The sequence below is a fragment of the Niallia taxi genome (assembly GCF_032818155.1).
Lineage (GTDB): Bacteria > Bacillota > Bacilli > Bacillales > Cytobacillaceae > Niallia > Niallia taxi_A.
Map to the genome: position 1 here is coordinate 276,819 of NZ_CP102590.1, position 13,458 is coordinate 290,276.

12 protein-coding genes are annotated in these 13,458 nt (G+C 38.7%); 2 read left to right on the forward strand and 10 right to left on the reverse strand.

Annotation, left to right across the window (positions count from 1 at the left end; translation table 11 throughout):
• Window positions 1-43 precede the first annotated feature (43 nt).
• Complete coding sequence (locus NQZ71_RS20550) at window positions 44-934, reverse strand: phosphate ABC transporter substrate-binding protein (protein WP_260054666.1); 891 nt, start codon at window positions 932-934, stop codon at window positions 44-46.
• 375 nt (window positions 935-1,309) lie between these two features.
• On the opposite strand from NQZ71_RS20550, the gene NQZ71_RS20555 reads away from it, so the two are divergent.
• The gene (locus tag NQZ71_RS20555) at window positions 1,310-2,281 is read left to right on the forward strand and encodes a site-specific integrase (protein WP_260054665.1); all 972 of its coding nucleotides are present in this window, start codon (window positions 1,310-1,312) and stop codon (window positions 2,279-2,281) included.
• 101 nt (window positions 2,282-2,382) lie between these two features.
• Here the strand turns inward: NQZ71_RS20555 and NQZ71_RS20560 are convergent, their stop codons facing one another.
• From NQZ71_RS20560 to NQZ71_RS20570, 3 genes are read right to left on the reverse strand one after another with little or no spacing between them, the layout of a single operon-like run.
• Window positions 2,383-3,849, reverse strand: a complete 1,467-nt coding sequence (locus NQZ71_RS20560; protein WP_317012254.1) for a glycoside hydrolase family 1 protein — start codon at window positions 3,847-3,849, stop codon at window positions 2,383-2,385.
• Window positions 3,850-5,289: a glycoside hydrolase family 1 protein gene (locus NQZ71_RS20565; RefSeq protein WP_317012255.1), complete on the reverse strand. Its 1,440-nt coding sequence runs from the start codon at window positions 5,287-5,289 to the stop codon at window positions 3,850-3,852. It lies immediately after the preceding gene.
• Window positions 5,286-7,163, reverse strand: a complete 1,878-nt coding sequence (locus NQZ71_RS20570) for a beta-glucoside-specific PTS transporter subunit IIABC (protein WP_317012256.1) — start codon at window positions 7,161-7,163, stop codon at window positions 5,286-5,288. Before NQZ71_RS20570 ends, NQZ71_RS20565 begins: the two co-directional genes overlap by 4 nt.
• A 121-nt stretch (window positions 7,164-7,284) precedes the next feature.
• Between NQZ71_RS20570 and NQZ71_RS20575 the strand changes: the two genes are divergently transcribed.
• Complete coding sequence (locus NQZ71_RS20575) at window positions 7,285-8,097, forward strand: MurR/RpiR family transcriptional regulator (protein ID WP_317012257.1); 813 nt, start codon at window positions 7,285-7,287, stop codon at window positions 8,095-8,097.
• Window positions 8,098-8,356: 259 nt separating this feature from the next.
• Here NQZ71_RS20575 and NQZ71_RS20580 read toward each other — a convergent pair whose 3' ends face one another.
• The 6 genes from NQZ71_RS20580 to NQZ71_RS20605 form a co-directional block, all read right to left on the reverse strand.
• Complete coding sequence (locus NQZ71_RS20580) at window positions 8,357-9,088, reverse strand: GntR family transcriptional regulator (RefSeq protein ID WP_144454512.1); 732 nt, start codon at window positions 9,086-9,088, stop codon at window positions 8,357-8,359.
• 106 nt (window positions 9,089-9,194) lie between these two features.
• Window positions 9,195-10,028 carry a PfkB family carbohydrate kinase gene (locus NQZ71_RS20585; protein ID WP_317012258.1) on the reverse strand — a complete coding sequence of 278 codons (834 nt, stop codon included), beginning with the start codon at window positions 10,026-10,028 and terminating at the stop codon, window positions 9,195-9,197.
• Window positions 10,029-10,093: 65 nt separating this feature from the next.
• On the reverse strand, window positions 10,094-10,861 hold the full coding sequence (locus NQZ71_RS20590; RefSeq protein WP_317012259.1) for an amino acid ABC transporter ATP-binding protein: 768 nt from the start codon (window positions 10,859-10,861) through the stop codon (window positions 10,094-10,096).
• On the reverse strand, window positions 10,839-11,513 hold the full coding sequence (locus tag NQZ71_RS20595) for an amino acid ABC transporter permease (protein WP_317012261.1): 675 nt from the start codon (window positions 11,511-11,513) through the stop codon (window positions 10,839-10,841). Before NQZ71_RS20595 ends, NQZ71_RS20590 begins: the two co-directional genes overlap by 23 nt.
• Window positions 11,514-11,527: 14 nt before the next feature.
• Window positions 11,528-12,331 carry a substrate-binding periplasmic protein gene (locus tag NQZ71_RS20600; RefSeq protein WP_317012262.1) on the reverse strand — a complete coding sequence of 268 codons (804 nt, stop codon included), beginning with the start codon at window positions 12,329-12,331 and terminating at the stop codon, window positions 11,528-11,530.
• Between the two features lie 221 nt (window positions 12,332-12,552).
• A complete protein-coding gene (locus NQZ71_RS20605) occupies window positions 12,553-13,431 on the reverse strand; it encodes a YitT family protein (RefSeq protein WP_317012264.1) in 879 nt (292 codons plus the stop codon).
• Window positions 13,432-13,458: the final 27 nt, after the last annotated feature.

Below are 13,458 nucleotides of genomic sequence, written 5' to 3' on the forward strand. Positions count from 1 at the left end.
GAAACAGGGTAAATGCTTTTCATGCATTTACCCTGTTCAATTTTTAAAGATTTTTTAGATTACCTTCAGCATCTCTTTCTACCTTCATTTCCGTAACAGGCAAGTAGCCTTGTTCCTTGAGTAAAGTGCTTTGAATATCATCAGACATCACGTAATCAAGGAACGATTTTCCAAGTCCTGTTGCCTCACCCTTTGTGTAAGAATGCTGATATGCCCAAATAGGAAATTTACCTGCTTGCACATTTTCCTCTTTTGCCTCTACTCCATCAACAGACAATGCTTTTACGGAATCATCTGTAAAATATGAGAAAGCCAGATAACCGACAGCACCTTCTGTTTCTTTAAGGATTTTCTTGACCGTATTAGAGGAATCCTCTGTAATTCCCTCAGCAGGTGTAGCACCATCTAATCCAAATTTATTAAAAACAGCACGAGTTCCTGAAGAGTCTGGGCGGTTCACAAGGACAATCTTTTGATCCTTGCCGCCAACGTCCTTCCAGTTCGTGATTTTACCAGTAAAAACTTTAATTAAGTCTTCTTTTGAAATATCGGTAATACCAACATTCGGATTAACTGCAGCAGCAATACCAACAACCGCTACTTTATGATCCACTAGCTTCGCTGCATCAATGCCTTCCTTTTCTTCTGCATACACATCAGAGTTTCCAATATCAACAGACCCTTCCGAAACTTGAGACAAGCCTGTACCAGAACCGCCTGCGTTTACTTGAATGTCCGCATTTGGATTCTCTGCCATAAATTCCTCCGCTGCAGCAGCAATTAACGGCTGCATGGCAGACGAACCAGAAACAACAAGAGAACCAGAAGTTCCATCATCACTATCTGTATTATTATTACCTCCACCACATCCAGTGGCAATAACCATTAATGCCAACACCATTAAAACGTAGCCTAGTTGTTTTATACTTTTCATGGTAATCCTCCTATGTAGACAAGATTTGATTTTTTACTAATGAATGCACATGTAAAAAGAAAATTTCCACAAACTTAGTATGTGTTACAAAATAAGTAGTTATTATCTATATTCCTACTCATTTAATGCCAAATTTTAGGTATGCAGAGATTCGCCCTCAGACGAAATTAACTATTGCTTCACATACCTACGTTCATTTAATTTCCTTCTAGAGCGTTCTAGAAATGTCCTGGTTTATGCCATAATAAACCACTTATTTTCAGCTTCCTACGAAGTCCAATTTGAACAAATGCTGTTTTTTTTTATATAAATAGGGCTTAAATGCTTCTCTTTTAAACTGACTTCCGATAATATATAGTTATCGGAAGTTAAGAAATGCAGTTAGGAGAGGAACAAATGCTCGTTCCAGACAATAAAAGCACCCCCGCATTCAGCAAGCAGCAAATGGACAAAATAAACTATTATATCTCCCACTCGAAAAGCAGCAATACGAAAAAGAGCTATTATGCGGATTGGAAGCATTTCACCGATTGGTGCACATTACATAATGTTTCACCCATTCCAGCTGAGGTGGAAACGATTTGCTTCTACTTAACAGAGCTGGCAGAAACTCATCGGTTCTCGACATTAAGAAGACGTATTGCTTCTATAAGTGAAGCACATAAAATGAGCATGCATGTCAGTCCGACAAAAAGCTTAGAAGTGATTGCGCTGATGGATGGAATACGCAGAGAAAAAGGATCACGACAAAAGCCGAAGAAAGCATTGATGCTTCAAAATCTGCCTGATTTAATAAGTGAGATTGATACATCAACATTAGCAGGTGTTCGAGATAAAGCGATTATTCTGTTAGGCTTTGCCCTTGCAAGCAGACGGTCCGAGTTAGTGGCGATAAATGTTGATGATTTGGAGTTTCATGATTTTGGCATGGACGTTAGTGTACGGGATACGAAAACGAGAAATGATGATTTGATTAAAGGTGTTGTGTTTTCGAATAATGATTATTGCCCTGTGAAAGCAACAGAGGATTGGATCGAAACAGCCAAGCTTTTTAATGGAGCATTGTTCCGCTCGATTGATCGACACGGTAATATGAAGGGACGCCTTAGTGATAAGTCCATTTCTTTAATCATTAAGAAGTATGTTGCATTAGCCGGCATGGATCCAAGACAATTTGGCGGTCACAGCCTGCGGAGCGGATTATCAACGAGTGCGGCGATGATGGGCATGACCGATATTGCGATTATGAAACAGACTGGTCATAAAACAAGAGAAATGGTTGATCGGTATGTGCAGGCAGGGCAAAGGTATCGGAATAATGCGAGTAGCGTTTTGCGGAATTTGTGAGTGTAGATATTTGCTATATATAATGTAAGAAACTCGGTTTTTTTTTCGAGGTTTTTCATAAAAAAAGAGAAATGGATGGTGCTCCATTTCTCTTTTTTGTCTTACAGCTCTGCTCCGTTTGTTTCAATCACCTTCTTATACCAATAAAACGAGTCCTTTTTAATTCTGTCATACGAACCATTACCTAAATCATCTGCATCAACATAGATAAAGCCATAGCGTTTTGACATTTGAGAGGTGGACGCACTAACGATATCAATGCAGCCCCATGAAGTATAGCCGAGCATTTCGATTCCTTCCTTGCAGGCAAGATTCATTTGCTCAAAATGCTTGCGGAAGTAATCGATGCGATAATCATCATGCACCTTGCCATCAACTAATTCATCAATCGAGCCAATCCCATTTTCGACGACAAACAATGGTAAATGATAACGATCATACAAATCAATCAGTGATATACGTAAACCGACAGGATCTACTTGCCAGCCCCAGTCACTAATATCTAAGTACGGGTTTTTTACGCTCGTAATTAAATTGCCGCCAACCTTTTCCATTTTATCTTCATTCACGCTTTTAATCATCGACATATAGTAGCTGAAGGAAACAAAGTCAACGGTATGCTGTTTTAATATTTCATCGTCTCCAGTCAGTTTTTCAATGATAATATCATTCTCAGCCAAATAACGCTTCATGAACAGCGGATATTCACCAAATACCTGGACATCTGCATAGAAGGAGTTATCTCGATTATGTTTTTGCGCAAGCAGGACATCCTCTGGATTAGAGGTTAATGGGTACGCCAGCGTTTTTGTCAGCATACAGCCAACATGAGCGTTTTCAATCATTTCATGTGCGTATTTCGTTGCTAAGCTGCTTGCGATAAATTGATGGTGCAAGGCTTGATAGATTGCTGCTTCTGCCTCTTTTTTGCTTGCATACTTTTCTTCAACAACACCAACTGTTGTGAATGGATGTCTAAAGACACTGTCAATTTCATTAAAGGTTAGCCAGTATTTCACATACTCTCCAAAGTGTTCAAAGCAAACCTTCGAGTAGGTAACAAACATATCCACTACCTCACGAGAAACCCAGCCATCATAATGATTAACTAAATAAAGCGGCATCTCGTAATGAGACAGGGTAACAAGCGGTTCGATATTTCGTTTGCGCATTTCTTTAAAAAGACGTACATAGTAATCAATCCCCGCTTGAATGGGCTCTTCTTCTGTTCCTGTTTGAAAAAGCCTTGTCCAAGCAATCGAAACTCTTAAAACCTTCATGCCCATTTCTTCCATTAACGCTAAATCCTCTTCATAGCGATGATAAAAGTCAATGCCCCGTCTTTTCGGATAATAAACAGTATCATCTGTTTGCATAGCTTCTTCTATTTGCTCTGGACTAACATGCCACTGACTGACATAATCGCTTTTATCAATATTCGGCTTATACATTGCCACATCTGCGACAGACATTCCCTTGCTGTCTTTATCCCAAGCACCTTCTGCTTGGTTTGCTGCAATCGCTCCACCCCATAAAAACCCTTTTGGAAAATAACTTTTCTCTGCCATTTATATCTGCCCCTTTTCATCTGCTGCTTGAAGCTCAAGGCTAGCACCATTTGTTTTGATAATCCTTTTATAATAATGGAAGCTTTCTTTCTTTAAACGTTTCATACTGCCACTGCCGTCATTTTGCTTATCAACATAGATAAAGCCATAGCGTTTTTCCATTTCACCTGTTCCGGCTGAGACAATATCAATCGGTCCCCACCATGTATAGCCAATAATATTGCAGCCATCCTTGATTGCCTCTGCCATCATTTCTACATGGTCCTTTAAATAATGCATTCTGTCTCGATCGTCAATTTTTCCATCTACTACCTTATCATGCAGACCAATACCGTTTTCTACGATAAAGAGCGGCTTTTGATAGCGATCTGTCAATTCATTACATACATAGCGAAGTGCTAATGGATCAATCGGCCATCCCCAAGGAGTTTCCTGTAAATACGGATTCTTTTTGCCTATGATGCCACCTGTATTTCCAAGAATCTTCATGCCTGCTTCATGTAGAGAACTGCGATAGAAGCTGAAGCCAAGATAGTCACAAACACCCTCTTTGATCACAGCTAAGTCTTCACTTGGAATAGTTAAATTCAATTCATGTTCTTCTATTATTCTATTAAAGTAAGCCGGATAGTCTCCTCTTAATTGCACATCACTGTAAAATAACGATCTTCTTCTTAGCTCATTTGCTGCAAAGATATCCTCTGGATTACAAGTTGCTGGGTATACCGGACTTAATGAAAGCATACAGCCAATTTGATTTTCCTTATCGACTTGATGACCAATTAAAACAGCTTTTGCGCTTGCCACAAACATATGGTGACTAGCATGATACATATCCTCAAGCTTCTGTTTTTCATCGACATCACCAATATGAAGTCCTGCCCCTAAAAGCGGGAGTGTATGGGTATGATTTATTTCATTGAACGTCATCCAATACTTAACTAAGCCTTTGTAGCGATTAAAGACAACTTCACAATATCTTTCGAAGAAGCTAATCAGCTTGCGGTTCTTCCAGCCACCATATGCTTTCACTAAATGAAGCGGTGTTTCAAAATGGGATAAGGTAATGACTGGTTCGATGTTGTAAGACTTTAATGTTTGAAACATATCCTCATAGAAGGCAAGGCCTTTCTCATTTGGTTCTTGTTCATCTCCATTTGGAAAGATTCTGCTCCACGCAATCGAGGTACGGAAGCATTTCAAGCCAACTTCCGCTAATAACGCAATATCCTCTTTATATGTGTGGTAAAAATCAATCGCCTCATGGCTTGGATAAAACACGCCATCTCGCACCTCTAGCTTTAAATCATCGAATCTATTTTTTCCTACTGGCAGAATATCTGAAACACTTAACCCTTTGCCATCCTCAAGATATGCTCCCTCTGCTTGATTGGCAGCAATTGCACCGCCCCATAAAAACCCTTCTGGAAATTTACTCATATTGTTGCACCTCCACTGTTATTCCACTTCATTAAAGGCACAAAGTCCTTAGCATGGTTTTTGATAATGTCTGCTTGCGCTGCTTCTGGCACATTCGTAAAAATCATCATCGTTGTCGGATCAAATCCTGCTTCTTTTATTACTTCTAAATCAAACTCAGCCAGCACTTGACCTTTTTCGACTTTATCGCCGACTTTTACCTTAGGCTGAAATCCTTTTCCGTTTAACTCGACTGTATTAATACCAACATGAAGCAGGATTTCTACACCAGAAGAGGAAGTAATCCCAAATGCATGACCTGTTGGGAAAGCGACCTCAACTGTACCTGAAACTGGTGCATAAAGAATGCCTTTCTCTGGTACAATCGCAATCCCATCTCCCATAGCACGAGAGGAGAAAACCTCATCTTTCACTTCATCAAGTGAAATAGCATGACCAATAACAGGCAACTGAATTTTTGAAGGATCTCCATCTGCAGTCGGTTTAACCTCTACCTCATCTTCATTAATCCCAATAAAGTAGGTTAGTGCAGCACTTAAGATAAAGGCGCCTGATATACCGATAACATAATAGATAAATGTATCTCCAAGAAAGGCAGGTAATGTTGTTAATGCTGGGAAAACATAAACAATTGCTTTTGTTTGCATCGCACCCATAAAGGCACCCATAATTCCGCCGGCAATCGCTTGAGCTATAAGCGGTCGCTTAAATCGAACTGATAAGCCGTATACGATTGGCTCTGTGATGCCACCGAGTAATGCTGGCAGAATTGAAGACAATGCTAATGTTTTCGTTCCTTTATTTCTGCTTCGTAAGAATACGCCAAGGGCAACACCTGCACTTGCAAACGTAGCGGCTGCAATCATTGGACGAAGTGTATCAAAGCCATATGTGGAGAGGTTATTGATCATAATTGGCACAATGCCCCAATGGATCCCGAGCATAACTAAGAATGTCCAGCCTGCACCAATCACTAATCCTGCTAATAAACCACTCTTACTGCTAATAAAGTTCATTAAATCGCCAAGTCCATTCCCTAAACCAACACCAATTGGACCGATGACCATAACTGTTAACGGAACCATGATTAATAATGCAACCATCGATAATGCGAAAATTTGAATGCTTTTCGGAATAAAGCGCTTTAAAAGCTTCTCTAAATGAGAGTAAACATAGATGGCAACAATGGCAGGAATAACTGTTCCTGAATAACTCATAAGGACTGCAGGGATGCCAAGGAAGTCAACTGTCACACCATTCTCTGTCACAAGCCCTGTGAAATTCGGTTCTAATAATGCTGCAACGATTGCTAATGCTACGAATTGATTTACCTTAAATACTCTTGCAGCACTCACAGCAAGAAATAATGGTAAAAAGTAAAAGACACTATTGCCTGCAGCAGATAAAATTTTATACGTACTGCCTTCTGCATCTAAAATATGATATTGAGATAATAGCACTAATAGAGCTTTCGTCATTCCTGCACCGGCCAAAGCAATGATAATCGGATTAAATATCGATGAGATTACATTAAAGAAGCGAATTAAAATATTGCCTGATTTCTCTTCTTTTTCATCCTGTGACACATCATCACTATCTGAACCAAGTGCACTTTTTATTTTGTATTTATTCATGATATACTGATACACGTCAGCAACTTCATTACCAATCACCACCTGGAATTGACCATTTGCCTCAACAATGGACAGAACACCTGGCAGATTTTGAATTTTAGCCTTATTTGCTTTAGCAATTTCAGCATCCTTTAACTTAAAACGTAATCTTGTCACACAATGGTACAGGCTAACAATATTTTGTTCCCCACCAACGCTGTCAATGATTTCCTGCGAAAGCTTACCATAATCTTTTGACATATTGAACGCTCCCTTTACTTTATGAAGTTTTTCTTTGCACATTTACTATAACAATTTAGTTAACGCTTTCATTAAAATTTCGATTTTTGGAAACCGTTACATGATATAAGGAGATTAAAAAATGGGGCAATTAATTTTACGATTACTTGTTGTGCTTAATAATGAGAAATTAGATTCTACCAACTATCATATTGCGATGACTTTGTTGAATCATTATCATAATATAACCACTTTAAGCATTACAGAGGTTGCAAAGCTATGTAATGTCTCTAAGTCAACTGTATCTAAATTTGCGCGTTCAATTGGCTTTGATGACTATTTTGATTTAAAGGACGCGGCAGTCTTTATTGAAAATCGCTTTCAAAATGATTTGAATTATGTCTCAAACATTCTTTCCTCCATTGAAAGGCTTGGAACAGAAAGCTATTTTGATGCCATTATCAAGGATATTGAAGCATACAAAAAGCAAATAGATTTAGATGCTATCAATCGATTAGCCAGTGACCTATTAAACTACGAAAACGTAGCTGCATTTGGATTACTATTCTCTGAATCAGCAGCAATTGATTTACAATATAAATTGGCATATAACGGAAAATTCATTGTGACATTCCAAAGTGATATAAAGCAGGAGGAGTATATTGAGCAAGCAAACGAGGATACGCTTATCATTATTTTCTCCAATTCAGGGAATTTCCTAGCGAAACAACAGCTGCGGGCAGGAACACCAAAAAAGAATGTGTTCAAGCATACAAAAGCAAAAATCGTGGCCGTCACATCTAATACAGAAGTGAGGGATTATCCGTTCGTCTCTGATGGTATATACTTTCCACATCAAACAGATATTCAGACACATGCGGTGCTGTATCAGATTATTATGGATATGCTTGTTAGTCGGTTTCGGTATTATCGTAAGTTGGGGCAGGTAGAATAGGGCAATTAGAAAACAATTAGCTAGCCATGTCTAATTGTTTTTTTGTATTTGGATTTGAAGTTGTTCCATTTTCCAAATGGCGCTATTTTAATGGAAAGCATATATTATAGAAGGAATGCGGATTTGTTCTTGTAGATTATGGGAGTCAAAACGAAGGTAGTTAAAAGGAAACATGCTAACCAGTTTTCGTGGATTAATTGCGTTACAAGGCACAACGCAACCAGGAGCAATGCTTCATGCTCCTGTTCTTCATCATGCCTTAAATCGGATTTGTTGGTTCAGAATAAAACTCAACTAAATCACCTCTCGCCATTCCCTTTGTATATTCTATAATTTTACCTGAAAGATCATGGGTTGTACCCTCTGTTAATAAGCATGGACTTTCACTTTTGATATTCAGTAATTGGCTTTCCTTCTGGTCTGAAAAGGAAATTCGCATCCGCTGTTTTTGCTTTACTAATGTTATGTCGTATTGGTCTCTTAACACTTGATATAAGGAAACATTCTCTTCCATATGCTTTTCAATCCCAGAACAAAACTTATAGGGAAGTACACTGAGTTCAATGACAACTGGTGTTCCATCAACAATTCTTAGTCTTTGCAAGCAAAAGATTTCTTCCCCTTGTGAAATCTCTAATGTTTTTGCCATAAATTCATTGGCTTTCTCTCTTTTCATATAAATCGTTTTTGTAGAGGGTTTCAGCCCTTTATCCAGCATCCCTTTTGTGAAGCTGTTTACAGAAATAAAGTTATATTGAATCCTTTTGTTGGTAATAAATGTGCCGACTCTTTCTCTGCGCTCAACAAAGCCCTCCTTTTCCAAAACGGAAATAGCATGTCTTGCGGTCATTCTGCTGATTTTGTGAATTTCCGCCAATTCCCGCTCTGACGGAAGTTTGTCACCATGCTTTAATGTTCCGTTACTGATTTCTTCGATTATTTTTGTTTTTATTTGCTGATAATATGGAATGTCTTCCTCTATCTCTTTCATTAAGCAACTCCTCACATTTACCCATTTCTAGGAAACTCCTTATTATAATGATACTCTTATTCTATCAAAGAAAAAAAGAAGCTTTAAATAAAAAGCCCCAAAATGTCTATACATTCACAGATAAATCTTTTTTTAAGCCATATCCAAAAGCACCATAGCTTTCACAAACCTTTGCAGCAGCCGTGGCTGCAAGCTGCATTGCTTCTTGAGCATTACGAGATGGATGAAATTGTGTTAAAAACATGGCAATAAACGAATCCCCGGCTCCAAGCGTATCAATCACATTGGCATTGATAATTGGCTGTTCAAATATATGACCATCAGCAAGTAATAATGACCCTTCATCTCCTCTAGTTATGCCAACAAATGGAGTTCCCAATTCATTCACATGGTGCATGAACGCGATACACTCTGATTTGGTGAGATCACTACCAGAGAAAAAGGCATATTGAATATACGGGCAAATTGTTTGGATATATTCATCTTCGCGGCGTGATGAAAAATCAAACGAGATTGGCACCATATCGGCCAAAACAGGCAGCTCTGTTTCAATACGGCTATAGACGCTTGTATGCATTAAGTCGTGTGATGCAATGAAATCCAGGTCTGCTTCCGTGAAGTTCAATTTAACAAGAGATTGGACACCACCCTTATTAGAGCTAACGAAAACGCGGTCACCATCGTCATTTAACGCAACGACAGATTCCCAGTTTGGTCCATATGCTTTTCTAATTCTTGAGACATCGATATTTTCTGAAACAAGACTTTTTAATACATGGTCACCTGCCGTATCATCACCTAATATTCCAATGTAGGAACTTTTTGTGACACCATTTCTTTTCGCTAAAACAGCCACATTTAATGCATTGCCGCCAGGGTAAATCTCACCTCGATCTTTATAAAAATCAACCACGTTATCGCCAACACCAATTAACTTCATTCTATCCACCACCAATTTAGTCTTTAAAAGTAACACCCCTTCGATACGAAGGGGATTTTTTGCACCTATACGGCATTTCTAGTTAGAGTATTTAAAAATTTATGGATGCGTTCATTTTTATTACTGGAATGGAAGAAGTGCTGCGGTGGCGCATCTTGAACAATCACCCCTTGGTCGATAAACACAATTCTGTCGCCAACCTCACGAGCAAAGCCCATTTCGTGCGTAACCACCACCATTGTCATACCTTCTAATGCCAGGTTCTTCATGACAACAAGCACTTCCCCCACAAGCTCAGGATCTAATGCAGAAGTAGGCTCATCAAACAGGAGCATCTTCGGCTTCATCGCCAAAGCTCTGGCAATCGCAATCCGTTGCTGCTGTCCACCTGAAAGGGAGTGTGGATAGGCATCCTGTTTATCCGACAGTCCTACTTTTTCCAGCAGTACCTTTGCTTCTTCAATAGCTGCTTCCTTTTTCATTTTTCTGACATGGATTGGTCCTTCAATAATATTTTCAAGCACTGTTTTATGTGCGAATAAATGAAAGCCTTGAAAGACCATGCCAATTTCTGTGCGGAATCTACTAAGTTCCTTTTCAGAGTATGGATGCTTTTTTACTTTGCTCTCTTTAAATAAAATCGAGTTACCTTCTAAAAGAATATCTCCGCCAGAAGGATATTCAAGCGCATTAATCATCCGGAGAAGCGTGCTTTTGCCGCTGCCGCTTGGGCCAATTATTACGACAACCTCGCCTTTATTTACAGATAAATCGACCTCTTTGATTACCTCTTTTCCAGAGAAGGACTTTTTAATGCTGGCTAGCTGTAACATTCCGTTTTCCTCCCCGCTTTTCTAAATAATTAACGGCGATTGCAAGTGGATAATGCAGAATCCAGTAAATAATCGCTACAAGTGTAAAAATCAGCATATTCTGATAGGTCGAGGCAGCAAGCAAATTCCCTTGATGCATCACTTCAGTTACTGTAATAACAGCAGCTAAGGACGAATTTTTGATTAAGATAATCGCTGAGTTGCCGATAGCAGGAAGAACATTACTGAATGCCTGGGGAAGTATAATCCTCTGCATCGCCTTTGAATAGTCCATGCCAACTGCCTTCGCAGCTTCCATTTGACCCGTTGGTACAGCTTTGATTCCAGCGCGGAAGGTTTCCGCTAAATAACCGCCCTCATTAAAGGAAAGCGCAATAATTGCAGACTGAAACGCTGTCAGTGTTATGCCAAAGGAAGGAAAAACAAAGTAAACGTACATCATCTGAACTAGTAAGGGAGTGCCTCTAACGATGCTGATATAAATACTACATATCCTATTAATCACTTTATTTTTCGATAATCTGCCCAATGCAACGATCAAACCCAGTATTAAGGATAGGATGAGCGAAAGAATCGTTAATTCAATCGTAATAACAGTTCCTTGCAGCAAGCTTGGCATAAAATCAACAATATTTTCCCAAATCGCATTCATTTATGAACCCCCTCTCATTCATTAAAGTCCCAATCTACTCCCCATTTTTCATAAATTTCCTTAAACGTGCCATCCTCTTTTGCTGCTGTAATTGCTTCATTCAATTTATCTACTAAATCTGTGTTATCCTTGGCAATACCGATGCCAATCTCGCCAGCAAGGGAAGGAGCATAATCCTCTACTACACGGAATTTAGCATCAGGATTTTTGCTTTTTAAATAAGTGAATGTTGGTGAATCAGCAATTGCTGCATCTAGACGTTTGTTTTGAATATCCTTTAATAAATCAGCATTAGTTTCATATGTTTTAATATTTAAATCAAGTGAACCATTATTTTCTTCGAGCATGTCTTTATAGGATGTACCGATTTGCACTCCAACTGTTTTCCCTTTTAAATCTTCAAGAGATGTCGTTTTCGTGTCACCTTCTTGAACAATTAATCCTTCTCCGTAACCAAAGACAGGCTCTGTAAAGTTAATAACCTTTTTTCTCTCCTCTGTAATATACATACCATCTACAATCACATCTGCTTTGTCAGATTGAAGGGATGGAATAAGAGAATCCCATTCTGCCGTTTGCATTTCTACTTTAAGTTCAGCTCTTTTTGCCAAGTCATTAATGATGTCATACATAAAGCCTTCATATTTACTAGTTTTTGGGTCAATAATCCCGAATGGTGCCCCACCGGCTGTAGTAATTACGCGAATCGTATCATCACTGTCAGATCCTTGGCCAGATGTAGATGAGTTAGAATTACCACAAGCAGATAAAGCGATTAAAAGCATACAAAGCAAACCAATGAATAGACCTTTTTTCATTTTTATTCCCCCATGTTGGTTTATTGTAAGATACTCCGAATTCTCCCATTTAAGGTAAGCGCTATCATTATTTTTTAGAAGATTAATAAAGTTTCTCCTTCCTTCTTCTTGTCAACTCACCCTTTCTTTATTTATCTGAATTTTTAGTTTTTGTTGAATTTATCATATCATAGAATTTCTTCTTGGTATATACCAAAAGATGATTTTCTATGTCAGATATTCTACCAATTTACATGAAAATTTCCGTTAACCTTCTGTGTTGGCAAGGATATGACAAACGCATCTGAATCGATATTTTTCACCACTCGCAATAATTCCGTCCATTCACCATTAACAATTACACAAAGCAATACGGAACGATCGGTATGACTGTAAACCCCCATTGCCCTCCATGAAGTGACGCCCCTACTTAGCGTCTTATTTAATTGCGTGGAAACAGCTTCACCTTGATTTGTAATAATCATGATCGTGTTTCTTTGCGCAATATGTAAAATCGCATCATATGTTTTTGTACCCACAAAAAACGATAGAATTGTAAACATGGCTGCTTCTAAATCAAAGAGATATGCTGAGACGACAACGATACTAGCACTGAAAATGAGACCGAAATTACCAATGGAGATATTGTAATATTTCGCTACAACACGAGAAAGAATGTCAAGACCGCCCACTGAACCACCAAGCCTGAGAATTAAGGCCGCTCCTATTCCCGATATCATTGCTCCGAATATGCCATTTAGCAGCATATTATTCGTCCATACTGCCTGAATGGCAATCCATTCGAGAAAGACAGAGGAAATGATAACAGATAAAATGGTATAAAGGATAAATTTCTTGCCAATATGAATGTAGCCAAGAACGAGCAAAGGTATATTGAAAAGCAAATACTGAATTCCAATCGGCCAGCCGAATAGATGATAAAATATGACACAAACACCACCAAGTCCTCCAGCCAAAAGCTCAGCAGGTGCTAAAAATTGATTAGTACCTAAGGCGAATAAAAAGCAGCCTGCCGTTAATCCTGCCATATCAAAAGCGATGCGAGATTTTTTGCCAAGTCGTAAATTGTGCTGAAGCTTTAGTGAATATCCTTTTTCCATCTTACTAACCGAGTATATTTCTATTTA

Bases quoted from the DNA above. Each gene is read 5' to 3' on its own strand.
- NQZ71_RS20605 (WP_317012264.1), bottom strand. From the start codon at position 13,431: ATGGAAAAAGGATATTCACTAAAGCTTCAGCACAATTTACGACTTGGC.
- NQZ71_RS20575 (WP_317012257.1), top strand. From the start codon at position 7,285: ATGGGGCAATTAATTTTACGATTACTTGTTGTGCTTAATAATGAGAAA.
- NQZ71_RS20580 (WP_144454512.1), bottom strand. From the start codon at position 9,088: ATGAAAGAGATAGAGGAAGACATTCCATATTATCAGCAAATAAAAACA.
- NQZ71_RS20595 (WP_317012261.1), bottom strand. From the start codon at position 11,513: ATGAATGCGATTTGGGAAAATATTGTTGATTTTATGCCAAGCTTGCTG.
- NQZ71_RS20550 (WP_260054666.1), bottom strand. From the start codon at position 934: ATGAAAAGTATAAAACAACTAGGCTACGTTTTAATGGTGTTGGCATTA.
- NQZ71_RS20560 (WP_317012254.1), bottom strand. From the start codon at position 3,849: ATGGCAGAGAAAAGTTATTTTCCAAAAGGGTTTTTATGGGGTGGAGCG.
- NQZ71_RS20570 (WP_317012256.1), bottom strand. From the start codon at position 7,163: ATGTCAAAAGATTATGGTAAGCTTTCGCAGGAAATCATTGACAGCGTT.
- NQZ71_RS20555 (WP_260054665.1), top strand. From the start codon at position 1,310: ATGCAGTTAGGAGAGGAACAAATGCTCGTTCCAGACAATAAAAGCACC.
- NQZ71_RS20600 (WP_317012262.1), bottom strand. From the start codon at position 12,331: ATGAAAAAAGGTCTATTCATTGGTTTGCTTTGTATGCTTTTAATCGCT.
- NQZ71_RS20565 (WP_317012255.1), bottom strand. From the start codon at position 5,289: ATGAGTAAATTTCCAGAAGGGTTTTTATGGGGCGGTGCAATTGCTGCC.
- NQZ71_RS20585 (WP_317012258.1), bottom strand. From the start codon at position 10,028: ATGAAGTTAATTGGTGTTGGCGATAACGTGGTTGATTTTTATAAAGAT.
- NQZ71_RS20590 (WP_317012259.1), bottom strand. From the start codon at position 10,861: ATGTTACAGCTAGCCAGCATTAAAAAGTCCTTCTCTGGAAAAGAGGTA.